At 62.8% G+C, this 24,192-nt stretch carries 30 protein-coding genes and 2 pseudogenes; 7 read left to right on the top strand and 25 right to left on the bottom strand.

Features of this window, described 5'->3' with window-relative positions; translation table 11 throughout:
- Window positions 1-300 precede the first annotated feature (300 nt).
- From LPN03_RS16665 to LPN03_RS16615, 11 genes are all read right to left on the bottom strand, one after another.
- Window positions 301-510: a hypothetical protein gene (locus tag LPN03_RS16665; protein WP_262455158.1), complete on the bottom strand. Its 210-nt coding sequence runs from the start codon at window positions 508-510 to the stop codon at window positions 301-303.
- A gap of 98 nt (window positions 511-608) precedes the next feature.
- On the bottom strand, window positions 609-839 hold the full coding sequence (locus LPN03_RS16660) for a hypothetical protein (protein WP_262455157.1): 231 nt from the start codon (window positions 837-839) through the stop codon (window positions 609-611).
- 68 nt (window positions 840-907) lie between these two features.
- Window positions 908-1,186 (bottom strand): hypothetical protein, encoded by a 279-nt coding sequence (locus LPN03_RS16655; RefSeq protein ID WP_262455156.1) that lies wholly within the window; start codon window positions 1,184-1,186, stop codon window positions 908-910.
- 195 nt (window positions 1,187-1,381) lie between these two features.
- Window positions 1,382-2,185, bottom strand: coding sequence for a metallophosphoesterase (locus LPN03_RS16650; protein WP_262455155.1), 804 nt, complete (start codon window positions 2,183-2,185; stop codon window positions 1,382-1,384).
- A gap of 1 nt (window position 2,186) precedes the next feature.
- Window positions 2,187-3,176 carry a hypothetical protein gene (locus tag LPN03_RS16645; RefSeq protein ID WP_262455154.1) on the bottom strand — a complete coding sequence of 330 codons (990 nt, stop codon included), beginning with the start codon at window positions 3,174-3,176 and terminating at the stop codon, window positions 2,187-2,189.
- 55 nt (window positions 3,177-3,231) lie between these two features.
- Complete coding sequence (locus LPN03_RS16640) at window positions 3,232-3,681, bottom strand: hypothetical protein (protein WP_262455153.1); 450 nt, start codon at window positions 3,679-3,681, stop codon at window positions 3,232-3,234.
- A 5-nt stretch (window positions 3,682-3,686) separates the two neighbouring features.
- The gene (locus tag LPN03_RS16635) at window positions 3,687-4,151 is read right to left on the bottom strand and encodes a helix-turn-helix transcriptional regulator (RefSeq protein WP_262455152.1); all 465 of its coding nucleotides are present in this window, start codon (window positions 4,149-4,151) and stop codon (window positions 3,687-3,689) included.
- Between the two features lie 47 nt (window positions 4,152-4,198).
- Entirely contained in the window at window positions 4,199-4,453 is a 255-nt protein-coding gene (locus LPN03_RS16630) for a hypothetical protein (RefSeq protein ID WP_262455151.1), read from the bottom strand.
- The gene (locus tag LPN03_RS16625) at window positions 4,450-5,202 is read right to left on the bottom strand and encodes a hypothetical protein (RefSeq protein WP_262455150.1); all 753 of its coding nucleotides are present in this window, start codon (window positions 5,200-5,202) and stop codon (window positions 4,450-4,452) included. Before LPN03_RS16625 ends, LPN03_RS16630 begins: the two co-directional genes overlap by 4 nt.
- A gap of 47 nt (window positions 5,203-5,249) precedes the next feature.
- Window positions 5,250-6,128 (bottom strand): hypothetical protein, encoded by an 879-nt coding sequence (locus LPN03_RS16620; RefSeq protein WP_262455149.1) that lies wholly within the window; start codon window positions 6,126-6,128, stop codon window positions 5,250-5,252.
- On the bottom strand, window positions 6,125-6,475 hold the full coding sequence (locus tag LPN03_RS16615; protein ID WP_262455148.1) for a hypothetical protein: 351 nt from the start codon (window positions 6,473-6,475) through the stop codon (window positions 6,125-6,127). The genes LPN03_RS16620 and LPN03_RS16615 overlap by 4 nt, the downstream gene beginning before the upstream one ends.
- Before the next feature lie 273 nt (window positions 6,476-6,748).
- Here LPN03_RS16615 and LPN03_RS16610 point away from each other — a divergent pair, with 273 nt between their 5' ends.
- Window positions 6,749-7,345, top strand: a complete 597-nt coding sequence (locus LPN03_RS16610) for a recombinase family protein (RefSeq protein ID WP_262455147.1) — start codon at window positions 6,749-6,751, stop codon at window positions 7,343-7,345.
- Here the strand turns inward: LPN03_RS16610 and LPN03_RS16605 are convergent.
- The 8 genes and pseudogenes from LPN03_RS16605 to LPN03_RS16570 all read right to left on the bottom strand — a co-directional run.
- On the bottom strand, window positions 7,342-7,761 hold the full coding sequence (locus tag LPN03_RS16605; protein ID WP_262455146.1) for a hypothetical protein: 420 nt from the start codon (window positions 7,759-7,761) through the stop codon (window positions 7,342-7,344). The genes LPN03_RS16610 and LPN03_RS16605 overlap by 4 nt on opposite strands.
- Entirely contained in the window at window positions 7,754-8,014 is a 261-nt protein-coding gene (locus tag LPN03_RS16600; RefSeq protein WP_262455145.1) for a hypothetical protein, read from the bottom strand. Before LPN03_RS16600 ends, LPN03_RS16605 begins: the two co-directional genes overlap by 8 nt.
- Window positions 8,015-8,028: 14 nt before the next feature.
- On the bottom strand, window positions 8,029-8,403 hold the full coding sequence (locus LPN03_RS16595; protein ID WP_262455144.1) for a hypothetical protein: 375 nt from the start codon (window positions 8,401-8,403) through the stop codon (window positions 8,029-8,031).
- Between the two features lie 38 nt (window positions 8,404-8,441).
- Window positions 8,442-9,032 (bottom strand): 3'-5' exonuclease, encoded by a 591-nt coding sequence (locus tag LPN03_RS16590; protein WP_262455143.1) that lies wholly within the window; start codon window positions 9,030-9,032, stop codon window positions 8,442-8,444.
- Between the two features lie 242 nt (window positions 9,033-9,274).
- Entirely contained in the window at window positions 9,275-10,123 is an 849-nt protein-coding gene (locus LPN03_RS16585; protein ID WP_262455142.1) for an amino acid ABC transporter permease, read from the bottom strand.
- A complete protein-coding gene (locus LPN03_RS16580) occupies window positions 10,120-10,764 on the bottom strand; it encodes an amino acid ABC transporter permease (protein WP_262455141.1) in 645 nt (214 codons plus the stop codon). The genes LPN03_RS16585 and LPN03_RS16580 overlap by 4 nt, the downstream gene beginning before the upstream one ends.
- Before the next feature lie 39 nt (window positions 10,765-10,803).
- Window positions 10,804-11,757: a glutamate ABC transporter substrate-binding protein gene (locus tag LPN03_RS16575; protein ID WP_262455140.1), complete on the bottom strand. Its 954-nt coding sequence runs from the start codon at window positions 11,755-11,757 to the stop codon at window positions 10,804-10,806.
- 76 nt (window positions 11,758-11,833) lie between these two features.
- Window positions 11,834-12,304, bottom strand: a pseudogene (locus tag LPN03_RS16570) (amino acid ABC transporter ATP-binding protein); the annotation flags it as partial.
- A gap of 140 nt (window positions 12,305-12,444) precedes the next feature.
- Here LPN03_RS16570 and istA point away from each other — a divergent pair.
- Both istA and LPN03_RS16560 read left to right on the top strand, forming a co-directional pair.
- Window positions 12,445-14,028 carry an IS21 family transposase gene (istA, locus tag LPN03_RS16565; protein WP_262455139.1) on the top strand — a complete coding sequence of 528 codons (1,584 nt, stop codon included), beginning with the start codon at window positions 12,445-12,447 and terminating at the stop codon, window positions 14,026-14,028.
- Entirely contained in the window at window positions 14,028-14,804 is a 777-nt protein-coding gene (locus LPN03_RS16560) for an ATP-binding protein (protein ID WP_205678445.1), read from the top strand. The genes istA and LPN03_RS16560 overlap by 1 nt, the downstream gene beginning before the upstream one ends.
- 140 nt (window positions 14,805-14,944) lie before the next feature.
- Here LPN03_RS16560 and LPN03_RS16555 read toward each other — a convergent pair.
- The 5 genes and pseudogenes from LPN03_RS16555 to LPN03_RS16535 form a co-directional block, all read right to left on the bottom strand.
- Window positions 14,945-15,211, bottom strand: a pseudogene (locus LPN03_RS16555) (ATP-binding cassette domain-containing protein); the annotation flags it as partial.
- Between the two features lie 77 nt (window positions 15,212-15,288).
- Window positions 15,289-16,164 carry a MurR/RpiR family transcriptional regulator gene (locus tag LPN03_RS16550; protein WP_262455138.1) on the bottom strand — a complete coding sequence of 292 codons (876 nt, stop codon included), beginning with the start codon at window positions 16,162-16,164 and terminating at the stop codon, window positions 15,289-15,291.
- A 10-nt stretch (window positions 16,165-16,174) separates the two neighbouring features.
- Entirely contained in the window at window positions 16,175-17,089 is a 915-nt protein-coding gene (locus tag LPN03_RS16545) for an isoaspartyl peptidase/L-asparaginase family protein (protein WP_262455137.1), read from the bottom strand.
- 179 nt (window positions 17,090-17,268) lie between these two features.
- Window positions 17,269-17,604, bottom strand: a complete 336-nt coding sequence (locus LPN03_RS16540) for a hypothetical protein (protein ID WP_262455136.1) — start codon at window positions 17,602-17,604, stop codon at window positions 17,269-17,271.
- Window positions 17,601-19,187 (bottom strand): TM0106 family RecB-like putative nuclease, encoded by a 1,587-nt coding sequence (locus tag LPN03_RS16535; protein ID WP_262455135.1) that lies wholly within the window; start codon window positions 19,185-19,187, stop codon window positions 17,601-17,603. The genes LPN03_RS16540 and LPN03_RS16535 overlap by 4 nt, the downstream gene beginning before the upstream one ends.
- A gap of 124 nt (window positions 19,188-19,311) precedes the next feature.
- On the opposite strand from LPN03_RS16535, the gene LPN03_RS16530 reads away from it, so the two are divergent.
- The 4 genes from LPN03_RS16530 (at window position 19,312) to mauJ (ending at window position 22,630) form a co-directional block, all read left to right on the top strand.
- Window positions 19,312-19,917, top strand: a complete 606-nt coding sequence (locus LPN03_RS16530) for a hypothetical protein (protein ID WP_262455134.1) — start codon at window positions 19,312-19,314, stop codon at window positions 19,915-19,917.
- A gap of 49 nt (window positions 19,918-19,966) precedes the next feature.
- Window positions 19,967-20,917: an abortive infection family protein gene (locus tag LPN03_RS16525; RefSeq protein WP_262455133.1), complete on the top strand. Its 951-nt coding sequence runs from the start codon at window positions 19,967-19,969 to the stop codon at window positions 20,915-20,917.
- Window positions 20,918-20,981: 64 nt separating this feature from the next.
- Window positions 20,982-21,137, top strand: coding sequence for a hypothetical protein (locus LPN03_RS16520; protein WP_262455132.1), 156 nt, complete (start codon window positions 20,982-20,984; stop codon window positions 21,135-21,137).
- Window positions 21,138-21,589: 452 nt separating this feature from the next.
- Entirely contained in the window at window positions 21,590-22,630 is a 1,041-nt protein-coding gene (mauJ, locus tag LPN03_RS16515) for a methylamine utilization protein MauJ (RefSeq protein WP_262455131.1), read from the top strand.
- 220 nt (window positions 22,631-22,850) lie between these two features.
- Here mauJ and LPN03_RS16510 read toward each other — a convergent pair whose 3' ends face one another.
- Window positions 22,851-24,140 (bottom strand): AAA family ATPase, encoded by a 1,290-nt coding sequence (locus LPN03_RS16510; protein ID WP_262455130.1) that lies wholly within the window; start codon window positions 24,138-24,140, stop codon window positions 22,851-22,853.
- Window positions 24,141-24,192 lie beyond the last annotated feature (52 nt).

Below are 24,192 nucleotides of genomic sequence, written 5' to 3'. Positions count from 1 at the left end.
TGGTTTCGCCACCTATGGTGCGCATCTTGGGCAGAGGGACCATGACGTTCACGGCTGGACCGTCCATTCGTCGTTCGAACCGGAGGGACGAGATACTAACTCACACTGGGGAGCGCATTTCGCCCTTCCCCTATCCAGGATTTCTGCTCGTACCAGCTCGACATGAGAAGAACATGCGATCACGGATTCGGCCCCCACGACACGGACACCATCATCCCGTGCTGGATCGCTGTACTCCTCGAATTGGAGGCGGAAATCCTTCTCGGGCAGGATTTCCCAGTTGCAGATTCCGGTGCCATCCTATGCCAGTTCCTCGATCAGGTAACAGCCGACGATGGGAAAGGACTCCCGATCGTGGCTCTCAGGACTGACGTAACGGGTGAGGAGGCCGTCCGGGTAGTAGTTGTCGTAGGTTCGTCCGATGTAGCTGATCTCGACACCACCTTCGATCAATGTGACCCGGTGTTGGACTGGCTGCCTGAGGATGTAAGTGCTCGGTAGGATGCTCATGCAAACCATGTGTGCGGATGACCGGAGAAGTGGGCAACCCGCCAAGCCAAGCGACGGCATAGCCATTCAAAATGACAAATACCGTGTCGACCAACTGCTTAACCCAAGATGCGGAGGTCGAACTCATAGGTGGTGACGGCGGTGGCAAGCAACTTGCACACCTGCTCGGCCAGCTTGTCGGATGCCGCCTCGGTGAGCCCGTTCTCGGCAGCGTAGTCGCTGACAGCTTCGTGGATGCTTAGGGATTCCGGGTCGCAGCCCTCTGAGTCGAGCAGGGAGCGGGCGATTCGCAGGGCCCGGTGGTTCTTCACGCTGGGTGTCTCGGTCATGGTGTTTCCTTTCAGGAGTGCCGGCGGTCCGGTCAATGACATGTGTGCGGCCGATCCACGCCGGGTGGTTACTTGACCTGGCCGTATGCGAACTGGACCGCGAGGGCGAGTTGTTGGCGGTGCAGGTTCCATGCCAGGGCCGCCTCATGGGCGATGTCGACCTCGGTGAGAGTGTGTTTGGAGAACTTGCTGAGACTTCGGGCCGCAAAGACCCTGGAGTCGAAGTCGTCCATCCGATACCACTCGACAGCCTCGATGAATGCAGAGCGGCGTCCGGAACGCAACCGGTAGTGGTCCCGGTATTCGCGCATGTGGCCGATGAACCATGCGCGCTCCTCGGGTTTCATCGCGACAACCTCGGCAGCTGCACGGCGCAGCAGCTCCGGGATTTTCCACCGCTTACAGCTACGTGACCAGGGAGCGAACCCGGCGCACCCTGGGTGCTCGAGGCCGTGGTCGCGGCTCTCATGCGGCACAGAGATACCCTGCCTTTCCGGAAGTGGCTATGACGCTGCAGCTCAACGGGTCGTAGCGGCGCCGGCTCATGCTATGACCGCCAGGTCCACGATCCCGTCGGTCACGGTCATCGTTTCCAGGTCCAAGGTGGCCAGATTCCGTTCCGAGCCTTCACGGTCCAGCACATGCACGCTGGCACCGTGATGGGGGAGACGCTGGGACAGGCGCTGGTGCCAGTGCCCTGAAAAGACGAGGTCCGGGTTCGTGTTGCGGACGCCGTCAAGGACGAGGAGCCGGTTTGCCGAGGCCTCCCGTTCCAGGTTCTCCGGCAGCTCGAATACCTTCTTCACGTCGATGCCGGCCGGCACTTCGTGGGTGATCAGCACATCCAGCGGATCGCGGCCGAGGCGTTCTACGTCGGCGCGGGTGGTGGTTTCCTCAAGCCACCAGGACTCTCCGAGCCGGCGCCAGGCACGGTCGATGGAGAAGGCGCCGCCCAGTGCTCCGAAGCGTTTGCCGCCCAGCGTCCACCGAAGGCCACGGGGTGCGTAGAGAACCTGGTCGGAGACGACGCCGAACCCCTCCTCGTTGAGCGGCAGGGCACGGAACGCTGTGTGGTTGTCGTGGTTGCCGTCAATGAAAATGAAGGTGAGGCCCCGCTCCTCAACAGCCTTCACCAGGTTCGCCGTGAACCGGTCTTGGAAGCGGTGCCGCGGGTTGTCCGGGCCTTCGACGGGCCACAGCAGTCCGAGGTCCCCGACATGGATGATGACCTTGTGCCCGCGGTCGGCAATCCGGTGAATCATGGCCGTGGAGAACGTCTCGTGTCCGTGCCAGTCTCCGGCGATGACGGCCGTGGAGGTGTCGAGGTCCTTGATGCTGATGGCCAAGCTAGTTTCCTTCCAGGATGGTGCGGTCGACGGGGGCGAGACGGCGCTCGATGCCCGTTTCGATCTGGCTGCGGGGGATCCACAAAGGGTAGCCGCCGCGCTGGTAGTGCTCACTGTCCTCGGTGACAACCGCGTACCAGCCCCCATCGTGGCCCATCTGGTAGGGCACTACCGTGATGCCGGTGTATGGCAGGAACAAGACCAGGCCCTGGGCGTCTACTGTGCTCCGTTGCTTCGGCAGCAAAGCGCAGTAATCGGGATCGCCGAGGCCCAGGGCTCGCAAATCGGCATGGTTGTTCAGGCTGGTGGACACCTCGTTGCCAACGGGAGCGGCTGCGTTCTCGGTGAGAGATGGGTCTCGCGGCGACAGGCGAATCAGGACACGCGGGCCATTGACGTCCTCATCCAGCTCGCTTCTCACCCCGGCTAGCTGAGGTGTCGATCGTTTTGAATCGAAATAGTCACTCCAAATCTGGAGGTCTGAAGCCAGGAACTGACGGAAGATCACCCCGCGCGCCTCATGGGATTCAACATCGTCTTTCCCCATGTGGCGTGAGAGAACCAATGTTCCAAATTTTGCCGCACGGGCCGTTTCAATGAGTTCGAGGATGATTTGGACAGTCTTCGGCTGTTTGGAGGGGAGTTGTTTGGCCTTTGCTGAGACCCAATCATCGACGTCTTTGATGGACACTTTCACGCTCAGGCATCCGTCATTGATCCGAAAGGAGTACCGGGCCTCAGCGTCTTCACGTTCTGCCGAGGCCCCCTCTTTGACGTTCAGGCCGTCGACACCGTAGTGGGCGGCAATCAGCAGGACGTCTTCCGCAGAGAAGAAGCCGAGGTCTGGCTGGGTGCCGCCGCCGGCGTTGAGCCACAGGGGGTTCCAAGCACGGATGGTGAAACTCTCATGCCCTGCAGCGCGGGCCGCGACCACCGCGTCCGAAAAGCGTTGGACGATGGCGAGCTTGTTCTCTTCAAATGTATTGGTCATGGCCACCATGTGTGCGGCACCGGGAGCTCAGCTCCGCACGGCGTGTGGCGAGGGGCTACTTGCCTGATTCCACATTCCAGGGCTGGACGAACACCAGCCTGTGAAAGATCGGCACCGTGCGGAGTTGCGGGACAGTCGCCACAACAACCTCCTGCCCGTTCTCGTCGAGGGCCGTGATGTTTTCCGTCCCGACCGGCGAGATGATGACGATCATGGCCCGGCCGCCCTGGACGCCGAGGCCGGCGGCCGCTGCGTAGGCGTCGCGGTAGTTGAGGAAGTTGCCGGCACCGCGTGTGCCACGAAGGCCCTCGGTCTTATCGATTTCCTCGAGCACCTCGAAGAACTCACCGGGCCCCAGGGGAGGAAGCGTCGCATCGAGCTTCGCCGCACCCAGGACGATGTCAGGGTGGAAGACTCCGTGGGAAGTGTTGATGGGGCGAAAGGCGCCGTCGCGGAAGCTGCGGGCGTCGGCGTTTACGTGGCCAAAGGTCGGAGAGTTGCTCATGGGGATCATGTGTGCGGCATCGAGGAACGCTGGCGCCGCCCTGGACGCCGGTCCCATTGCTCCAACCACCGTTTGACATCAGCGCGCCGGCGGAACTGACCGGCAGTCAGCGAAACGACGGCCGGCGGGAACCCTGGCTGCTTGACGAGGGCGTTGGCCCGCTGGCGGGAAACCCCGGTCATCTCTGCGATCTCTGTGATGCCGACAAGGTCCGGGATGGCCGGACGGCGCAGAGCCGCTTCGAATTCTTCCCGGGCAACTACCTCGATTGCGGTGACCGCTATGGTTCCAACAATGGGGCGAAGTACTTCAAGGATCGCCGGCATCTCGGCCAATGCCTCGAAGGTCGTCGCCCTCTCGACGGTCAGTGTGATGCTCCCCCTCGTCTTGCCGATGGCGACACCGGCGTGAAAGCCTCCCAGAGCTTCCAGGACATCGAAGCCCGCGTCAGCGGCGGCAGGCGCCTCCATCGTGAAGTTGAACGATACGCTCCACTCCGTCCTCGCTCTGCGGCCTCTCACAGCGTCAACTTCCCGGCTACCGCCATGCGAATCAGGCGAGCCTTGTTCACCATGTCAGCTCCGCCGTCATGGATCGCCTCGGCGACATCCTCCGGCAGGGATCTGGAGAACTCCATGTCGTGTTCACCGCGTGCCTCCCAGGCGTCCGCAAGTGCCAGAACGCTGCGTACGGACTCCTCGGGTGTCGGAGAATCCGGGGACGGAGCCTCCCGGGCCTCTGGTGAGGAGTCGTGGGCAGCGGTGCTGGTCATGGGTGGCCTTTCAGTTCCGGATGCCAGGCCGCAACGAGGTGTTCGTTTTCTTCGTGGATGGCCATTTGGACCTGGGCCTCGTCCAGGATCGTCACCATCTTTTCCTGGATGCGCTCACGCTCAGACTTGAAGTGGAGATACTTTTCATCGACGCGCTTGTTGGCCGGATCCTCGGGCACCACGGCGCGGTCCGCCGGCAAGCCGACCGGTTTGACCAAGAGGGCCCATTCGTTCAGGATGTCGATGCCGTGACGGATGATCGATTCCGCGGTGGCAGCCTCACTGGTGGACATGGGCATGTGCTGGGCGTGACCAGCGAAGTGCTGCAGCTCACGCGCCGCCTTCTTGAAGCCTTTGTCGCCGGACTTCTTGATGACCGTGCCAAATTCGTGGCGGTGTGCGTTCCACCAGCCCAGTGACTTTTTCCGAGACTTCTCGGAATTCGATCGGTCGTGAAGGTGGATTCCGATGCATGCGATAAGGCTGACGATCCCGCCAGCCAGCAGAACAAAACCCAGAATCTTGGTGTCAGCAGTGAAGGGTGCCGGGTTCACCGAGGACCATATGAGGAATGCGAAGAACAGAAGGGAAGTCACGATGAAGCTGAGCCTCTTCATCATGTACAGGTCGTGTTCGTTCTCGACGACGGCCTTTTCATAGTCCTCTGCGGTGACGGAGCGATTCAGGTACACGGCCCGGCCCCACTTCCAGGATTTCCGTGTCGTCGGATCCGTGAGCTCCAATCTCACTTGGGAGAGTGGGTGCAAGGGACGGCTCTGGCGATGGGATGCAGTCTTCATGCTTCCTTCTTGTATTCGTTGAGATGGTTGACTGCGATGTCGTGGGCGACAGCCTCGGCCAGTGATGCCTTGAAATCCATGGGGCCGCTGACGGGGCTCTGTGCCGCCAGGAACAACACGGAAGCGGTCAGTGGTGTCAGCCGTTCACTGATGACCGCTTCGGTGGTGGACAGGTCGGCACCTCGGACTCGCCGGTACGCGGCCATGAAGGGGCCCATGCCGTCCATCGGCTGGCCGGCAAGCATCCCGTCGATGACGGACTGCTGGGCATGCTCGGCGACCCGGGACTCGAAGGACAGTGCCTCAGCGAGAATCATAGCCCGCCCGGCCGCGGTGTCGGCCAAGTCCATGATTCGGCTGTCGGTCTCGGTGCGCAGTGAGTAGCTGAACATGGACTCGTCCGCGCGGCGCCTGCCGGCGGTCCGTACCCAGGCCAGCTCCTGCTCGCTGGGGATGATGTTGTCGTCCTCGTCGAACTGCAGGTCACCGCGATCCCAGTACGGTTCGACGCCGTCCATGGCGGCAAACGCGGTGGGGTATTCGCGGTGGCCGTCGATGACCAGCCGGGCCAGCAGGCGCCGCGTTTCGGGGTCGCGGCCGATGGTGACTGACAGTGAGTTAGGGTCAAATTCCCGTCGGTACCGGCTTGTTTCCGACTGTTCTGTCCGGTAGCGGCGCCAGGCCTGGTCCCACGGGCTGGCCCACCCCAATGGTTCCCCGCGAAGGGCGGCCTGGTCGATGATCCGCATCGCTTTTTCTGTGAGCATCCGGGCGTCGAGGCGGTCCCGGATCGGGTTCATGGCGGCCTTGAAGTCCTCCAGGAAGTCGAACAGGTCGGTGCCCTCCGCGAGCCGGTAGATGTAGGGGGTGCTCATGCAGATGCCTCCTCGGCCTGGGCAGCAATCCACTCGCCGATGTGGGTTGTGTAGCTTGTTCGTTCCCGGTGGACGGGCCTTCCGGGATCCTGCAGGCCTGCCTTTGTGCATATGCGGATGAAGTCCAGGGCTTCCCGCTCGTCGGGCATGAGCATCTGTTTCCCGCCTTTGGCCTGGAATTCGACAGCCCATTCGAGGGTGGTCTCCCGCTCGGGCATCAAACCGGCAGCCTGGGCGGCGGCGATGATCCGGTTAACGAGCAGCGGGTCGACGTCTGCAAGGGCAGGGGAGTGGGCGATCAGGGCGCCATAGGCGGCCGAGACAGTGGCAGGGGTTGGTGAAGTCATGATCCCCATGTGTGCGGACTGGTCGGAACCAGCGTGGGAAGTGGGTGAGGGTGTGGTCAAAAACCTTGCCGGCCACCGTTTTGAAGCTGCGAGGCGCCTGGAAATCGGGCGGCACACATACGATCGTCTACGCAACAGAATCGAGCTCGTCGCTGGGACCGGCAAAATCCGCGTGATTGCAGGGCACCCGAAACCCCCGTTTTGTAGCAAAACCCATGCACACTATCTATGACCACCATTTCGAGAATTGATGAGTTCTGCTACATTCGGCATATGGGTGAACTGCTGGGATATGCAAGGGTGAGCACGGCCGACCAGAATCCTGCCTTGCAGGAGGACGCCCTGTACAAGGCTGGCTGCTTCAAGGTTTTCACCGACCACGCCTCCGGGTCGCTGACTGAGCGTCCCGAGTTGGAGAAGCTACAGGACCAGCTGCGTCCCGGGGACACGCTGGTCGTGTGGCGGCTGGACCGCCTGGGCCGGTCCATGAAGCACATCATCAGCCTGGTTGGCGAGCTCAATGAGCGCGGCGTCGGGTTCCGGTCGCTGGAGGAGTACATTGACTCGAATTCGCCGGGCGGCAAGCTGGTCTTCCACATTTTCGCCGCCCTCGCCGAGTTCGAACGCTCGGTGACCCAGGAGCGCACCCAGGCCGGGCTGGCCGCGGCGCGGGCCCGGGGAAGGACCGGCGGCCGCCGGGCCATCTTGAGCACCAAGGACGTTGCCCGTGCGCGGGAGCTGTACGCCAAGAAGGACATGACGGTGGAGGAGATTGGGAAGATGCTCGGTGTCAGCCGTACCACCATCTACCGGGCGCTGGAACGTGAGGTGTCGACGTCTCCACGGAGGAAGGCGCAGGGTGTCGGCTAGGTGGCGCCAGGGGCGGCATCAAGTTCTTCACGCCGTGGTGGCCGTGGCTCGCCAAGGAGTGAGGCGATGTAGAGGGCCGCTGCGGACAGTGCACCCACGTTCAGGATGTCCCCGGTGACGATGGCGGCCAGAAACAGGGTGTAGGCGCCCAGTGTCACGGCAGCCTTGAGCCGGCCCTTCCGTTCCACGATCGTCAGCACCGTCGTTGAGGTGAGCTTGCGGACGAACAGCCAGGCCCCGGTCACAGCAAGAGCGACAACCGCGACCCAGGCGCCGACCTGGTGCTCGCTGGCAAACTGCACCTGCAAGGTGAGTGGGCCCGGGTTCAGGTTCAGTGCACGGAAGAGGGCCAGCAGGAGGACGGCGGTCCCCAGGGTGCTCAACGCGGCCGTGACGGCACGGGTCAAATTAGGCACGGCGGATGGTCACCTCGAAGCCTAGCCCCGTGAACGCCTCGATCGCCCCGTCCAGGGTTGGCCTGTCGAGCAGGGTGGCGGCCCCGTCAAAGCCAGGGTCCCCGGTCCGGGGGAGAGCAGCCGCCGGCGGGTGATGGCGGGCAAGAAGCCGGATTTTGGGTTGTTTTGGGGCAGGATGGTGAAGCTCGACGGCGAGGTGGCGGTCGAGGAGCAGAAATCGGTGCAGCAGCTTGGGTCCCATACCCAAAAACATGCGTAGATGGGGCCTCAGACCCCGGATGCCTTGACCACCAGTGAGACGACAATGTTGGCAACGACACTGAGCACGCCGAGCAGCAGCGGGATGACGACGGCCGGCGCGGCCAGGATGGCACCAATGATGAGGCCACCCAGAACGGGCCTAGCGGCAGCACCGTGGCCCCGCCCGTGCCGTGCGTTCCAAGACCATTTGAGCAGGGAGAGCACAGCGATGCCGACGCCGATGATCGCCATGGTGTGTCCGATGCCCGGGTATCCGGTCGTGACGGACGTCCACAGGTCGTTCCACCCTGCCTGCAGGTCGATTTTGCCCCCGTCCGCGGACCCAATCGGCGGCACGGTCACAACGGGGGTTGGGGCTGGTGTCGGGTTTGTAGTGTCCATCAACTGGACAGTGTGCGGCCATTCCCGGTGGAGCACAGTCACCGGCCGCAGCGGCGGTAACGGGTCCTGGCTGGCTGGGGTTGGGGCCACAGCCGGTGGATGTCGGAGACCTGCGCGGTTTCGGCAAAGTGGATGGCCAGGTGGGCTGCGGCGATGGCGTCCTCTCCGGCGTCGTGGTGGGTGAAGCCGGGAAGCCCGAGTCGTTCCACCAGGTTGTTCAGCTTGAGGGAGGGCGCGTCCGGCAGGTAGTGCTTGGCCAGTTTTTGGGTGCACAGGTATTCAAAGTCGGGTGGTTCAATGCCGACTGCTTCGGACGCCTGGAGGATGATCGAACGCTCCACGGAGACGTTGTGGCCGACGAGCGGCAGGGTGCCGGTAAATCGAACCAGCCGGGGGAGGATGTCCTCCCAGCTTGGCGCCCCGTCCACCTTGCGCCGGGTGATCCCGTGGATTTGGATGTTCCGGTGGGCAAAGTTTTGGAACCCCGGGGGAGGGAGAACAAATTCGGTGGCCTGGTGGGTGAGCTGGCCGTTGCGAATCTTGGCGATGCCGATCTGGCAGACGGAGGCGCGTTTGGCGTTGGCCGTCTCAAAGTCGATGGCAACGAAGTCCAGGCCGGGTAGGCTCATTGGGCGGCCCGGGCGGTGGTGTGAAGGGGCATGGGTTGGGGAGTCCTTGGTCGGTGCCAGTGCAAGGTGTGCGCCAGCGTTCCCTGCCCATGTGTGCGGACACGCCCAGAAAGCGGCGCTAGTCCCGTCAGCCCGCTGGGCGACAGATGGGTGCTGCCCGACCGGACGGCATCCATCCCTGAAGTGGGGAGGGCCCTATGAAATTCCGATGGCTCTCAAGCCCGGCAACGGTGGTGGCGGGCTCATGTTTGTGCGCGTTCCAGAACGGGGATCGATGGGGGGAGGAGGGGAAGAACGGTGGACTTGGCGGTTGTTCGCTTCTGCAAGCGTGAGGCAAGGGCGGTGAGACTGCCGCTGACGACAAGGTAGATGAAGGCCACAACGATGTAGGTGGGGATCAGCTGGTTGATGTATGACGTGAGTAGCTGTCCGCGATAGAGCAGTTCGGTGTACGCGACGATATAGCCCAGGGTGGTGTCCTTGAGCAGGCTGACGAACTGCGTCAACAGTGAGGGTGCAATATTTCGCAGGGCCTGGGGCAGGACGACAAGGCGCATGGTTTGGGACTGCCGCAGGCCAAGGCTGAGGGCGGCTTCGGCCTGTCCGGACGGCAGGCTGGTGATGCCAGCGCGGACGATTTCGGCGAAGACAGCCGATGTCACGAACGTTAGCGGTATCACCATTTTCCAGAGCGGTGGCACGTTGATGCCAAGTTGAGGCAGGCCGAACAGCATTAGGTAGATCAGGAGGAGAACCGGCACCGTCCTGGCAACTTCAATGTAGGCCGTGCAGAGCCAGCGTACGGGGCGGCCGCGGCTCAGGCGTCCGAGTGCCAGGAACGTCCCGAGGACCGAGGCGAAGACGGCGACGATGCCGGCTGACTGGAGCGTACCAAGCAACCCGGTGAGCAGGTACTGCCAGACCACCCACTGGGTAAAAGGTGCCCAGCGCTGGGGGTTGAGCTGGTCGTGGGAGCCGAACTGCCAAAGCGCGGCGCCGACCAGTGCGAACAGGGCCAGTGCGCTGATCACGGACGCGATCCGGATTTTGCGTTGCGTTCGCGGGCCTGGGACGTCGTAGATGAAGCTCATCGGAGTATCGCCAACTTTCGTTCGATGCGACCGGTGGCTAGCCCGATGACCAGGGCGATCGCCATGTACACGACGCCGCCGGCGGTGTAGAAGAGGACGGGTTGGGCGTAGACCAGGTTGATGGTGTTGATGTGGGCCGTCAGGTCAAGAACGCCGACGACTGCTGCGAGTGATGTATTCATGGCCAGGGCGATCATGATGTTGCCCAGGGGTTGGATGACGGAGCGGAACGCTTGGGGAACGATCACCCAGCGGAGGGATTGGGTCAGGGTCAGTCCGAGTGCGCGGGCTGCCTCTATCTGGCCGCGCGATACGGTGTTGACGCCGCTTCGGACGGCTTCTGCCACGTATGCCGCTTCGTAGACTGTCAGGACGATGATCACGGTCGGTACGACCGGGAGTATCAGTCCGGCGGCTGGGAGTGCGAAGACCGCCAGGATCAACAGCGCCAGGAGTGGGACGTTTATGAAGAATTGCACGTAGGCAAAAGCTGCTGCCCGCAGGGACGGCACCGGACTGATACGTGCCACGGTGACGAACACTCCCAGGAGCAGGGACCCGATACCCGCGAGCAGGGTCATGATGAGGGTTAGTCCCAGCCCTTGCAGGAGAGGCTCGATATTGTCGATTGCTATGTTCATCTTGGTCTTCTCACTGGCGCTGTTGCCTGGATTGCTCGATCAGGAACCGGGTACCGACCCGATGGCCGGCGGGGTCGGGGCGGGGGAGTCCCCGACGGATCCCAGCGTGTTCTTCCAGACCTGGGTCCAGAGGCCCTTCTTCTCGATGACGGTCAACCAGTTGTTCACGAAAGTTTTAAATGCGGCGTCGTTGTGCTTGAGTCCAATGCCGTAGGGTTCGGCGGTGAAAGGAGCCCCGACGACCTTGATGTCCTTGTTGGAGGCCGACTGGCTGGCCAGCAGGACGTAGTCCTGGACATAGGCATCCCCGCGGCCCTGGGTGAGCGCCTGGACTCCTTGCGGGGTTGTGGCGAACGGCATGATCTTCGCGCTTGGCTGTTTGGCGGGGACCTCGGAGACGGAGGGCGTTCCCGTTTGGACGATCACATTCTTTCCGCCGAGGTCGTCAATGCCCTTGATGGTGTTGTTGTCGGCCTTCACGGCCACGGCGAGGCCGGACATGAAATATGGTCCCGCGAAGTCGACCTGCTCCGCACGCTTGGTCGTGATCGTGTAGGTCGAGAAGACCACGTCCACGGTGCCGTTGGCCAAGAGGGCCTCACGGGTTTCGGAGGCGGACGGGACCCATTCGACGTTCGGTTTGCCCGTAATGTAGACGGCGAGCATCTTGGCGAGGTCAGCGTCGAAGCCGTTGACTTTTTGAGGGTCCGAAGGATCCTGTTGAGAGACCAGCGGGGCATCCAGTGCGGTGGCCACGATGAGTTTGCCGCGCTGTTTGATTTTCTCCATGGTTGAGCCCGAGACAATCAGGTCGCTTGCAGCAACTGGGGCACTGCCGACGACGGCATCGTTGCCTGCAGAGGCGGTGCTTGATCCGTCCGCGCCAGGAATGTTGACGGTGGTGCCGGAGCAGGCGCTCAGGGCCAGGCCCGCTGTGGAGAGTAGGGCTCCGGTGATAATCGTTCGCCGGCGTACAACAGCATTGTTGAACATGGTGGTGCCTTTCGGGGATTTGTTGGAGGACGGTTGTCTTCCAGGTGGGGGTACAAAGAATGTGGCGGGGTCCCGGTCAGTGGGAGAGGACAGAGGCCAGGAACGCGCGTGCCCTCTCTGTCTTGGGATTGTCGAAGAACGCATCCGGTGTGTTTGTCTCGACGATCGCGCCCTGGTCCATGAAGATGACACGGTCCGCGGCGCGGCGGGCGAATCCCATTTCGTGGGTCACCACGACCATCGTCATTCCCTCAGCTGCCAGTGATGTCATGACGTTCAAGACCTCGTTGACCATTTCTGGGTCAAGCGCGGACGTCGGTTCATCGAACAGCATCACCTTGGGGTGCATCGCCAGTGCTCTGGCTATCGCCGCCCTTTGCTGCTGTCCGCCGGAAAGTTCGGCTGGGTAGGCGTGGGCCTTCGCGCCGATCCCGACCCGTTCCAGCAACTGCAGCGCTTCGGACTCGGCGTCCTTGCTTTTGAGCTTGCGTACCTTCATTGGAGCCAGTGTGAGGTTCTCCAAAATGGTGCGGTGGGCGAAGAGTGTTAAATAGCGGCATTTGAAACCACCAGTCCACGCAAGTGGTACCGCAGCTCCACAAACCGGGAACCGGGTCTTTGGATGTGTTTCGCTGGGCATAGCTGCAACACACCCGGTGTTGCGCTTTGACCCTTCGAGGAGAAACGATGACGGATCATCGTGTCATCATGCGGCTACTGGTGCAGGGCCGCAGTTACAGCGAGATCGTGGCGAGCGAGAACTGTTCGCGGCGCAGCATCTCAACCGTGAGCAAGGTCCTGGCCGGCCGCGGCATCACCACCCCGGCCCAGGTCGAGGAACTCACCGACCGGCAACTGCACGACTGGTTCCCCGACGGCCGGTCAAGGAAGTCCGAGCAGTACGAGCAGCCGGACTTCGAGGCGGTGCACCGGTCCATGAAACATGACCGGAACTTCACGCTGCAGCAGGCCTGGCAGGGCTACGTCATCCGGGCGGGAGAGCATCGCAAGTACGGGTATTCGAAGTTCTGCGCCCTGTTCGCCCAGCACGTGGCCTCCAACGACCTGTCGGCCACGATCCACCACGAGCCCGGCAGGACGATGCAGGTCGACTGGGCGGGGCAAACGCTGCCGGTCACCGATGCGCTGACCGGCCAGGTCTCCAAGGCGTACCTGTTCGCCGCGGTGCTGCCGTACTCGGGGATGGTGTTCGCCAGGGCCTCGCTGAGCATGAACCTTGCGGCATGGATCGACCTGCACGTCAGGGCGCTGGAGTATTTTTCCGGCGTGCCGCAGATCCTGATCCCGGATAATGCCAAGACCGCCACCTACCGGCCCCAGCGCAAGGATCCCCAGCGGCTGCTCAACGACCGCTACTCCCAGTTCGCCACCCATTACGGCACCGCCATCGTGCCGGCCAGGGTGAAATCGCCCCGCGACAAGGGCGCCATCGAGCGGGCGGTGCGCACCGCCAACCACCGGATCATCGGGCGACTAAGCCATGAGGCGTGGCACACGATCCAGGAGCTGAACGAAGCCGTCGAGGTGCAGGTGGAGGAGATCAACGACCTCAAGAACCCCTACGGGGTCAGCAAGCGGGAAATCTTCACCACCGAGGAGGCCTCCCGCCTCGGGAGGCTGCCGGGGCAACGCTTCACGCAAGTGACCTGGAAACAACTCAAGGTCGGGCGAAATTACCATGTGACCTGCGACTACCAAAATTATTCGGCACCCTACCGGCTGGCCGGACAGACCCTCCGGGCCCGGTTGACGGACACCAGCGTGACGCTGTTTTCCGGGGAGGAAATCGTTTGCGAAAACCCACGCAAATACGGGCGCAAGGGCCAGTACTCGACCCTGGGCGAGCACGTGCCGCCGGCCCACCAGAACATCGCCAACCTGTGGTCGCGGACCTGGTTCCTGGACCGGGCCCAGGCCTACGGGCCGGCCACGAGCGAGGTGATCACCAAGGTCCTGGACCGGCATGCCATCGAGGCCCAAGGCTACCTGGACTGCCAAAACATCCTCGACGGGCTGGGCAAGAAGGGCAAGGCCCGCCTGGAGGCGGCCTGCCGGCAGGTGCTGAACACCGCAGCGATCCCCACCTACACCACCCTGAAACGGGTGCTGGCCACCATCACCAGCGACCAGCAGGCCCCGCCGGTTCCCCGGTCCGCGGGAAACACCGTCAAGCCCGAGCGCTCCGAGATGCCGCAGCTGGCCGAGCACGTGTTCGTGCGCGGCTCCGACTACTACCAGGAGGGGTTCTGATGCCCATCTTCACCCCCGAGGACCACGAGAAGTTCAAGGCCCTGAAAATCACCAAGGTCGCCGCGGCCCTCGAGCTGCTCCTGGCCGACGCAGCCAACGAGCAGGTGCTGCCGGAGACCCTGTTCCGCCAAGCGGTCGACGACGCGCTCGAGTCGCGGCGTTCGGCGCGGATCGAGCGCCTGGTGACCCAGGCCGGCCTCCCGTTCGCCGATGCCTCGATCGCGGAGCTGGACTACCGCCAGGACCGCGGCGGGCTGAACGCGGTGCAGATGGGCCGGTATGCCAAGAACGACTGGGGCCGGGAGCAGATGAACGTGGTCATCACCGGGATGTCGGGTACGGGCAAGACCCACCTGGCCTGCGCAATCGCGGTGGCTGCGTGCCACAACGAGCACAGCGTCAAATACTGGCGCATGGACAACCTGGGGTTGGCGCTGGTGAGCGTCCATGACGACCATATCGCCCACCGAAACCTGCTTGACCAGCTTAAGGACGTTGACCTGTTGATCCTGGACGACTTCTTAACCATAGGGATCGACGCCCGGGCGACCAACGACCTGTTCACGGTCCTCGCCGACCGGGACCGGCGCCTGCCGACGATGGTCCTGTCTCAAACCGGGCCGGAGTATTGGGTCCAAATGATTCACGACCGAGTCGCGGCAGACTCGATCGTGAATCGGCTGGCGAACAATTCACGACACATCAAACTTGGAACGGTTGATATGCGGCGTGAAGAAAACATGCGAAAACGCCAAGCCGGGGACCACTGGAACTAGCCGGCAGGCCCCGATCACAACGATACAGGGCGGGCCGCGACGGGTGCCGGACATCAGCGAGGGCTGGTGGCCGGTACCCGGTCCGTGGAAGCGCGGTTCCACTTACGTGGACTGGCGGTTTCAAAAACGGCTACTTAACAGAAGAGGTTGAAGGACTGAAATACCATGCCAACGTCAGAACGAAGCTCTGCCAGGCCGGGGCCTTCGGCCGGGAGGGCCCGGCCGTCGATATAGATTTCGCCGGCGTCAATCGTCTCAAGCCGGTTGATGGTCCGGCAAAGCGTGGACTTGCCAGACCCGGAAGGCCCCACAACGACAATCACCTCTCCGGACATGACGGTGAGGTCGATGTTCCGCAATACGTGGAGACTGCCGAAATGTTTATCCACACCTTTCAGGCTGACCATGGGCGTCCGGACCTGACGTTGGTCCGGGGTGGGGATGATGAATGGGGCTTGGCTGGTGCTGGATTTCGTTGGTTGCATCAGGACTCCTTCTTGGGCCGTGCTTCTGCCGCGGCTGAGCGTTGAATGAGCGATCTGTTTTCCCAAAGCTTCATCCGGTCGATGCCTTTGGATCCGGTCCGGACGAGGACCGATTCCACGAGGGCTTCGACCAGAGCCATCAGCGGTGCGAAAGAGTCGAACGGGACTCCGCCCACGGGCACCGTGAGTACGATGTCGGCGTCATCCGCGCTGGGGGACAGGCCTTCGTCAGTGATCACGATCAGGGATGCACCCTCCTCTTTGGCCAGCCTTGCCACCTGCCGGGCAGGCAGCTGGTAGCGGCGAAGGTCGAAAAGGATCACGACTGTGTTCTTTCGCGCGGTGTAGAGCTTGCCGATGTCGTAGCCCAGAGGATCGGCCAGGAAGTCCACGTTGGGGATGATCTGGTCGAGTTGACGGGCGAGGATTTCGGCGACAAATCGCGAGTAGTAGCCCCCGGCGATCAGGACGGCACGGGCGTCGGCCGCCAGAAGCTTGGCCGCCCGGTCAAACTCCCCAGGAGCCACTGTTGAGTGGAGTCGGTCCACGAGTTCCTTGCGTTCGGCAACGATGCGCCCAAAATCGGTCATCTCACCATCGTGTTCCACGACTCGTTCGGCGCGATGCACGGGGGAGTTCAGGTCATGCATGATCTCTTCGCGCAAATGCCGTTGGAATTCGGCATAGCTGTCCATGCCCAAACGTGACACCAGACGGAGGACTGTTGGTGCGCTGGTCCGGGCCGCCTTGGCCAGGGTATTTGCACTAGCCAGACCAATGCTGGGGTAGTCGGCCAGGAGTGTTCTCGCCACTTTGCGTTCGGAGGGCGCCATTTCCTCCATTCGGGCAAAGATCTCGTTCTTGACCCTGATCACAGCGTCCTCCTCATGTCAGGGTTACCAGTTCGCCGGATTCTTCGTAGGCGGCGAACATGGCCGATGAGTTGTAGGCGACGACTACCCGGCCATCCGCGCCGACTGCGATCAGGCCTCCGTCGGCGTCCCGCCCGTTCAGCTCCGCCTCAATGGTTCCCCGAACCGCATCGGGCAGAGCGGCCCCGGCGTAGTGCATTCGGGCGTATACGTCGTGGGCGACCACCCCCTGGATGAAGGCCTCGCCTTCGCCGGTGCACGAGACCGCGACGACGCCATCACGGGCGTATGATCCAGCCCCGATCACTGGGGTGTCTCCAACCCGGCCTTCGTGCTGGTTGACCATGCCGCCGGTGGAGGTTGCTGAAGCCACGTGACCGTGCTTGTCAACAGCGACAGCACCGACAGTGCCGTGCCTGGACTGCGCGAGCTCCTTTGCCTGGACTTTTGCCAACTGCTGCCGGCGAGAGTCCGTCACGAAGTATGAAGACTCTTCGATCTCGAGGCCCCACTCGGAAAGCAGAGTCTCGCCCGGTGCCACGAGCAACACATGAGCGGTTTCCTCCAGAACCTTTCTGGCGGCGAAAATGGGGTTCTTGGCGTGCCGTGTCACTGCAACCGCCCCCGCCCTGCCGTCGCCGGTCATGACGGAGGCATCCAGTTCGGCCTCGCCCCGGGCGGTGAGTGCTGCACCGCGGCCGGCGTTGAACAGCACACAGTTTTCAAGTTCCTTCACGGTTGCGCAAACAGCGTCCAAAGCGGAACCACCGGTGGCCAGAACAACCTGCCCTGCCCGGTAAGCGCCGGCGAGGCCCGCGGAGTATAGCCGCTCCTCCTCAACGGTAAGTACTGAATCCCGGCCCCCCGCCCCGCCGTGCAGGACCAGGGCAAAGCCGCTGGCCGGGGGAGCAACGTCAATAACTCTCATCGGTAGTCCTTCTCTTTTCTCTGCCGGGCCAGCTGTGCTGGCTTTCAGGTGATTGCCCGGAAGTGCGTGTGATTTAGACCATAGATGCAAACATTACAGAATGGAAGACTTTTATAGGATCTGTACCGTTTATTACAGGATTTAAACCAGACAGACCCGGCTCGTTGTCGTTTTTCCAGCTACCGTGGGTGCCCGAAGCGGTCCTCCAGGTAGGGCGCATACAGCTCCCGGCTGGTGGGCAGGATGATCAGCTGGACGCTGACGACGATGGCCGTCGCCGCCCAAAAAGATGCAGCCGCAGCCAGCGCGGCTATCCCGAGGCCTTGCAGGTGGGGGAGGATGAGGCCGTCCAGGAAGTGGACGGAGGGCACGTGAAGTGCCAGCAGCACTCCGGACAGGAAGAACCGGATCTGGCTGACGAAGGGCATGCCCCGGCTCGCGGCCCGGGCCAGGGACAGCAGGGATAGCACTGCCATCAGGGAGCCGGCGAGAACGGTAGCGAGGGCGAAGCTCATTGGGCCGCCCCCTGTCCGGGATTTGCCAGGGTAAGCAGCCAGTCCCGCAACTTGAGCGTCGACAGGCAGTCGTACTCGTTGTAGTCCAGGATGCCGGCAAAGATGTCCTGGGCGGCGTCCAGCTGTCCGCGCCCGACGGCCGTGGTGTACTTCGCGTACTGGACGAGCGAGTCGACGGCGGTGGCCACCCCCTCCCGGTGGTCCGGCATGTAGAGGGGCTCCAGCGCCTTGATGCTGAAGGACCGCTTCGACAGCACGAGCGCTTGTCGCACCACGGGCAGCAGGTCGAACAGGACCTGGGCGTCGATGAGGTCCTGGACTTCCCGTCCCAGGGTCCGGTGCCGGGCGGCCAGCCGTTTCAGGGCGGTCGCCTCGTACGGGGCGTAGTGGTAGATGCGCATGCCGGGGTGGTCCCGGCGCCGGTTGGCGATGTGGGCCATGAAGTCGATGAAGGCCCGCCGTTCCTCCGCACGGCTGTGGGCAACGTAGGGGGCAAAAGCCGGGCGGCTGTCTGCATCCTTTTCCAGGAGGCCGAACAGGTACTCAATGCCCCAGTCTCCGGTCCTCGGGTCCCGCCAGTTGGGGTCGCCCTCAAAATCGAAGAAGACATCCCCGTCGTCCGGTGCCGGGATCAACGAGATGGCCTCCGGTCGGACAATCTTGTAGGAGACGCCGTTGCGGCTGCCGTCAACCTCGGCCGTGCCAGCCTGCATTGCGGCCTGAAGATGGAGACCGGCCAGTTTCTTGTCCGCCCCGGCCGGCAGTCCGGTGGCGGCGAAGGCACCCAGGGAGGGTATGCCGGCGCCCATCAAGGCAGCGCGGCGGGGCCGGTTCATGCCCCGCACCAGCATGAGGTCATCCGTCTGCTCGATCTGTTCCCGGCAATCCGGGCACGTCAGCGCCAGGCAGCCCGGCCATCGCCCGTCACCCCATTGTGCGGGCCCCGTCTCGGCGCGGTGCACCTCCAAAAGGTTGATGAGCCGTGACCGGGCCTCGCGGTAGGCGGGCAGGATGGTCTCCACGGGGTGGGTTGTGTGCGCCCCGTTGCCGAGGTAGAGGACAGCGTCGCGGGCCACTGGGACACCGGCGGCGATGAGCTGGTCTGCGTAGGCGGCCAACTGCAGCAGGGCCGCGGGCTTGGCGGAGCGGGCCAGCTTGGCATCGGCCACCGTCCATGCGCCGTTGCCGTGGCGGACCAGGAAGTCGGCTCGCCCGTGGAACGTCCCGTCAAAGAAGGAGCCCTGGTAGACGACCTCATCATGCCCGGCCAGGGCGCCCAGGGTTGCCGCATGGGCCTCAAGGAGATTGTCCCGGGAGTACGCCGTGACGGCTGGCACCTCGAAGACGCGGCTGTCGTGGGCGTCGCGCAAGCGGTCCAGGACCGCCTGTTCATGGGTGTCACCGAGGGCCGCGGTCAGCTCCAGCATCTGGTCCCTGGGCCGTGTCGGAGGCTCGATCCGGCCCAGCAGGGCATCCAGCCGGCGGACGGCCGTGAAGGCGCAGGCGTTCCCGGAGACAATGTCGCTGGCGGAGACCACCAAGTCGCCGGGGCTGCCCTCCGTCGTCGCAGGAAGGATGAACACTCTGCCTCCAAAAAAGCTCGAACCTCTACTGCCTGGAAACATGCGTAGACCGGCCAGGCTGTTGGACCGCTACGACTCGGGACGCCTATCCGGCCCGGCGGGCGAGTCGTGAGATGGTGAAGCCATGACCGCTCCTGACACCGCCCCAGTCCTGCTCGGCCCCGCAGCGTGGGCAAAACTACTCAACGCGCACACCGCCTACTTCACCGAAGCCGGGCCGTCCTATGATGAGGTCCTTTTCGAAGTCGCGGCACGGGTGGGCACCTCGGGCAGCATCGGAAAGGCGGACATCGGGGCCCTGCTGTTTTGGAAGCGTCTCCGGGCCGACACCCGCTGGGTCCGCCACATCATGAACCTGCCCGACCACCAGGTGCGGAACGAGACCCGCACCGCCGTCGAGGCTGCGAACGACCCCGATCTGTCCACACCGGATGCCGCCGCCGCCGGCCGCCTGGCCCTCTCATCACTGCCTGGATTCAAGTCAGGGGATGCCCTCGCCTCAGCACTGCTCCTTGCCGCCGCTCCGGACCGGATGGCCGTCTACGACACGCGCGCCCAGAAGGGCCTGAAGGAGCTCGATCTGGAACTGACGGCAGCACGAGGCAGGTACGGGCGGTACATGGGGATTGTCGAAGGTTTGAAGGCGACAGCACTCCATTACGGTCAGACCTGGACGGCGCGAGACGTTGATTTGGGACTGTACTCGCTGGGAGGGCGGAAGTCTTCATAGGGACGGAGAACCAGTCAGAGCTACGTCCGCTCTCCACTAGATTGATCCCATGGGAAATTTTGGATGGGGCCCAGTATCAGAAGCGAACGGCCCCGTAGACAACAAGATCACGGAGCCCACCAGGCGCCACCTTATGGATGCTTACCAGTTGCAATCCATCAAGTGGGCTGGCGAGCTGGGGGAGGCAGAATTCTTGGCCCACATCTTCAACATGCGCGCGCTCCCCAGCACGGACAATCGGTACAAGGACGCTTACCAGGATGTGCATCAACACCGGATTCGAAACGACGACTGGGATGCCAGCTACGTCTTCACCGACCGGCGATTCAATCTCCTCTGGGGTGACGACGAGACATTCATCAAGTTCCTGGAGATGACAGTCCACCCACTTGCGCGTGGTGGAGCCGAGGCGGCGGGCCTCGTGGAGCTCTACAACACCGTGCTTCACCGGGATGGTTATCAGATGATGGCCGAGGGTGAAAACAACGGCCGATTCTTCTACAAGGTCAAGCCGCGAACCTCGTTTCATGGCGACGTCCCTCAGGTGATCGCCGCCCAGCCCATCCTGACGGATGCCGGCGTCCTCCATGAGCACCTGCAGCGGATCAAGGACGGCCTGGCCAAAGACCCCGCATCGGCTATCTCTTCCTCCAAGGAACTTTTGGAGAGCCTGTTCAAGCTGATCTTGAAGCAGCAAGGGGTGGAGATCCCGGGCAAGGACGACATACCCTCGCTCTACAAAAAGGTGGGGGAGAGCCTGAAAGTCAATGCAGAGAGCGTCCCCGGCAGCTCAGAGGCGAGCCAAACAATGCAGAAGATTCTCCGCACCCTCACAACCACCGTGCTGTGCATTGCCGAGCTGCGCAACGAAATCGGAACCGGCCATGGCCGCGCGTCGGAAAGCCTAGCCACGGAAGCACACGCACGCCTCGCCCTGAATAGCACCGTGACAATCGCTGAATTCCTGCTCGACACGCTCCAACAGCGAATGATTGCATAGCCAGGCGAACTCAAACCGTCCTTAATTTCTGGCAACTGCCAGGACCGCCACACACATGGAGGGCATGAAAACACGCATCCTCCAGTACACGCTCATCGCCGCCAGCATCATCACCGGCGCCACCACAACCGTCTTCAACGGGCAGTCCATCCTGGCGCTACTGCTTCTGGCCCCGGTCGTTGCCGTCGAGGTCCGGCGCCGCCAGCACGCCACCCGATAGAAGCGTCCATTCGCCAGCAGCGGGGGCCATCGCGAAGACTGTGGTGGCCCCCGCTGTTGGCAGGGTCTGAGGTTGAATGGAGCGGAAACACGCTCTAAGGGGACCACGCGACGCGGAGAGTCCCGGCTAGCGCCCATTGACTGGGATCTTTGCGGGCGGGGTAGACGGGTAAGTGACGACTGCGAAACCACGCACTTTCGAAAGATTTCCGAGATCGTCTGCACATGCTCCAGAAGAGGGCCGGCTTTCGGTCAATCTTTCATCCCGACCTTGACGGCCCGTCAGGGGGCGGCCCCAGTTCTAAACGTCGAACCTGAGTCGTAGAGTTATCACGGCGTTGGAGACGGCCGTTGTGTACCGGAGGAGGGCCCTTGGCAAACAGCAGGAGAAAGAAAACCACCAGCCGATCAGGCGGCTCGTTGACCTCACGCTCACGGAGGAAGGACGAGACCGTGAGCAGCGCTCCGCTCGGACAGCCAGCGATTACCGCTCGCCCGATAGTGACGCAAGAAATGAAGTACGCGGTCGTTCCGACGTTTCCTGAATCTGATCCTCGCTCGAAGTTGGCCAACGGCCCGACGGGGTCCATAGGCGACTACGTCGTGGTCTATCGTCTCGGTGTGCCAGGGGTTCAGGCAGCCAGCAGTGATTTCAACTTCGGAAGCCTTGAGTCGACCGGTGACAGTCTGATCGAAGCTCCTGCGGGCAAGAGTCAAATTGTGGTTGAACTGAAGATGACCCCAGACGCCCCGACAACACAGAAACTGACACTCGGTGTCAATCGCGAACATCGGCTCTCCTATGTCAGGATCCGGTGCCGTGCTGAAAACTTCGAAGACGCTGCGGCCCGAACGCATGACGTCGTGATGCCCTTTTTGAGTCAGCTGTCATTCACCCACCAGGTTGCTCTCATCACTACCGGTCGTGAGATCCTCGAAACCGCCACTGAGGCGAGGCAGCTTTCGCAGATCGCCATCGGCGCAGTCAAAAGACTCGCCCTTGGTCAATGGGCATCGACGCCGGAGCAACGCAGACTGCTGACCAGCTACCGAGAAGGACTGAGTTCGTCTGAACCGCTATACCAAGCACTGTCATTCTACAAAGTCATCGAAGGTGTGCTTTCAATGCGCACAATCGAAGACGCCGCTCTGCGCGCGCAAGGCGAGACGCCTGATCGCGAGTCCGAGCGGATCCCTCAGGACATTAACGCGGTTCTGCACCCTTCGGACTCTGTGCTTCAAAGTGAGTCTTTTGCACCCTACTTGGGGCGCAAGTTTTCCGAAGTCCGGAATGATCTCCGCGAGAACCTGAGGAATCACATTTCACACATGGACTTCGACGTAACGCCATTCGGTGCTGATTCCTACGCCGATGTCGTGACCGTCCTAAGTGCCCTCCCTGTCTTGCGGTACATGGCTCGCGTTCTCCTCTCATCGGTCGTGCCGTCAGAGAACGACGATGCCACACACCATGGGACGGACAACAGCGAATAAATCTGGACGATGTCGGTAACGCCTGACTTCCGACGTCATTCGAAAAGGTTCTCCTGTCTAGTGAAGGATACCCATGCAGGCGTCCGCACGTTGCGGCTATTCAGTCCCACAGATGGTTCGCCATGCGGGACTGGATCCGCCGGTCGCACAGGATGTCCGGCCAGGTTTGTGCCTCCAATGTGAAGATCCGTTCCGAGCATCCGTGAGCCACTTTCAGGGGCTATTCGGCGGTGAGGGCCCTGCGCACCGTCCGCCCGACTCGTGCCTCGCCCTGGTCAATGTCGGGGTCTGTCAGGGCGTCCTCCCACCCGTCTTGGTACATCCACGTCAGGTGGCTCATGTGGCGGCTGGCCATGACACACAGGCGCCCAGGGGCCAGCTGGTGGGATCCGGCGGTGGTGTAGCCGACCAGCGGGTCCAGGGCGATTACCGCGTGCCATTGGCCGCCCTGGGCTTTGTCGGCCGTTCCCACATAGATCCCTTCAATGCGCAGTGATCGCAGGATGGCCGTGATCGAGGAGGACTGAGCGTTGTGGGCAACCACGATGGCAATGTCGGCGGCCTTGAGCGGGCGTGCGGACTGGTTGCCGTCGTCGTCCGTTTCGACGAGTTCCACGCCGACCAGCCCTGCCGCGTACTCCGCAATGAGCTGGGGGATTTCCAGGGAGTCCGCCGATTCGACCTCCGGCAGCATGATGGGGGTGATTTCGGCGACCCGGTCACCGTTTTCATCCGTCAGGAACCGGTCCGGGCGGGACGAACGGAACGCGAAGTCGTAGAGCGGCGCGATGGCATCCACAGTTTCCTGGCCGAGCCGATAGGTGGTTCCCAGTTCGTGCACGTCGGCGCCGTCCATCCGGGCAAACACCTCGGGGGCCCGCATGTGCGGGGCAACGTCGCGGCCGCGGAAGGCGGAGACGTCGGTGGTCACCACGGGCCCAATCTGGCCGGGGTCACCGACCAGCAGCAGCTGTTCGGCATTGTCGGCTGCGGAGGTCACGTCGGCAAACGTTGCCTGGTAGGCCTCGTCGATGATCATCAGGTCGCACAAGGGGCGGTTCGATGCCTTGCAGGAGGCAATCGTGCGCACGACCGGCAGGTTCCGTCCCGCGGACATGCTGGGGGAGGCCACGCCGGCCGGGGGCTCCAGGTTGCTGACGGAGAGCACCACCTGGGGATTGCCGTTCTTGTCGGGCCCCAGCTCGGCCCCGATGCGTTCGGCAATGTCGGCCGCGCCGCGCCGGGTCGGGCAAGCGACGATGATCTTCAAATCGGACCGGTCCTTTAGGCGGGCAACCACCTCGGTGACGAGCGTGGTCTTGCCAGCCCCGGGCGGGGAGTTGACGACGGTGACCGGCGTCCCGGACCAGATGCTGTACAGGGTCTTGGCGAGTGTTGAACCCTCGACAAGGTTGCGGCCGGCAGGGGCATCTGCATCCTCCGGGGCCTCCTGAGGGACGGCTGCAATGTTGATGCCAAGGTCGGCGAGGTCAATTCCAATAGATGTCATGCACCCCATGTGTGCGGACGGCAACAGAACCGAATCATGGCCGCCAGGCACC

Origin of the sequence: Arthrobacter sp. A2-55 (assembly GCF_025548615.1) — a bacterium.
Lineage (GTDB): Bacteria > Actinomycetota > Actinomycetes > Actinomycetales > Micrococcaceae > Specibacter > Specibacter silviterrae.
Note: the sequence above shows the minus strand (reverse complement) of the source record. Positions and strands in the feature narration are given on the sequence as shown.

Excerpts from the sequence above, each read along its gene's own strand:
- LPN03_RS16665 (WP_262455158.1), bottom strand. The coding sequence starts at position 510 with ATGAGCATCCTACCGAGCACTTACATCCTCAGGCAGCCAGTCCAACAC.
- LPN03_RS16660 (WP_262455157.1), bottom strand. The coding sequence starts at position 839 with ATGACCGAGACACCCAGCGTGAAGAACCACCGGGCCCTGCGAATCGCC.
- LPN03_RS16655 (WP_262455156.1), bottom strand. The coding sequence starts at position 1,186 with ATGAAACCCGAGGAGCGCGCATGGTTCATCGGCCACATGCGCGAATAC.
- LPN03_RS16645 (WP_262455154.1), bottom strand. The coding sequence starts at position 3,176 with ATGACCAATACATTTGAAGAGAACAAGCTCGCCATCGTCCAACGCTTT.
- LPN03_RS16640 (WP_262455153.1), bottom strand. The coding sequence starts at position 3,681 with ATGAGCAACTCTCCGACCTTTGGCCACGTAAACGCCGACGCCCGCAGC.
- LPN03_RS16635 (WP_262455152.1), bottom strand. The coding sequence starts at position 4,151 with ATGGAGGCGCCTGCCGCCGCTGACGCGGGCTTCGATGTCCTGGAAGCT.
- LPN03_RS16630 (WP_262455151.1), bottom strand. The coding sequence starts at position 4,453 with ATGACCAGCACCGCTGCCCACGACTCCTCACCAGAGGCCCGGGAGGCT.
- LPN03_RS16620 (WP_262455149.1), bottom strand. The coding sequence starts at position 6,128 with ATGAGCACCCCCTACATCTACCGGCTCGCGGAGGGCACCGACCTGTTC.
- LPN03_RS16615 (WP_262455148.1), bottom strand. The coding sequence starts at position 6,475 with ATGACTTCACCAACCCCTGCCACTGTCTCGGCCGCCTATGGCGCCCTG.
- LPN03_RS16610 (WP_262455147.1), top strand. The coding sequence starts at position 6,749 with ATGGGTGAACTGCTGGGATATGCAAGGGTGAGCACGGCCGACCAGAAT.
- LPN03_RS16600 (WP_262455145.1), bottom strand. The coding sequence starts at position 8,014 with ATGTTTTTGGGTATGGGACCCAAGCTGCTGCACCGATTTCTGCTCCTC.
- LPN03_RS16595 (WP_262455144.1), bottom strand. The coding sequence starts at position 8,403 with ATGGACACTACAAACCCGACACCAGCCCCAACCCCCGTTGTGACCGTG.
- LPN03_RS16590 (WP_262455143.1), bottom strand. The coding sequence starts at position 9,032 with ATGAGCCTACCCGGCCTGGACTTCGTTGCCATCGACTTTGAGACGGCC.
- LPN03_RS16585 (WP_262455142.1), bottom strand. The coding sequence starts at position 10,123 with ATGAGCTTCATCTACGACGTCCCAGGCCCGCGAACGCAACGCAAAATC.
- LPN03_RS16580 (WP_262455141.1), bottom strand. The coding sequence starts at position 10,764 with ATGAACATAGCAATCGACAATATCGAGCCTCTCCTGCAAGGGCTGGGA.
- LPN03_RS16575 (WP_262455140.1), bottom strand. The coding sequence starts at position 11,757 with ATGTTCAACAATGCTGTTGTACGCCGGCGAACGATTATCACCGGAGCC.
- istA (WP_262455139.1), top strand. The coding sequence starts at position 12,445 with ATGACGGATCATCGTGTCATCATGCGGCTACTGGTGCAGGGCCGCAGT.
- LPN03_RS16560 (WP_205678445.1), top strand. The coding sequence starts at position 14,028 with ATGCCCATCTTCACCCCCGAGGACCACGAGAAGTTCAAGGCCCTGAAA.
- LPN03_RS16545 (WP_262455137.1), bottom strand. The coding sequence starts at position 17,089 with ATGAGAGTTATTGACGTTGCTCCCCCGGCCAGCGGCTTTGCCCTGGTC.
- LPN03_RS16540 (WP_262455136.1), bottom strand. The coding sequence starts at position 17,604 with ATGAGCTTCGCCCTCGCTACCGTTCTCGCCGGCTCCCTGATGGCAGTG.
- LPN03_RS16530 (WP_262455134.1), top strand. The coding sequence starts at position 19,312 with ATGACCGCTCCTGACACCGCCCCAGTCCTGCTCGGCCCCGCAGCGTGG.
- LPN03_RS16525 (WP_262455133.1), top strand. The coding sequence starts at position 19,967 with ATGGGAAATTTTGGATGGGGCCCAGTATCAGAAGCGAACGGCCCCGTA.
- LPN03_RS16520 (WP_262455132.1), top strand. The coding sequence starts at position 20,982 with ATGAAAACACGCATCCTCCAGTACACGCTCATCGCCGCCAGCATCATC.
- LPN03_RS16510 (WP_262455130.1), bottom strand. The coding sequence starts at position 24,140 with ATGACATCTATTGGAATTGACCTCGCCGACCTTGGCATCAACATTGCA.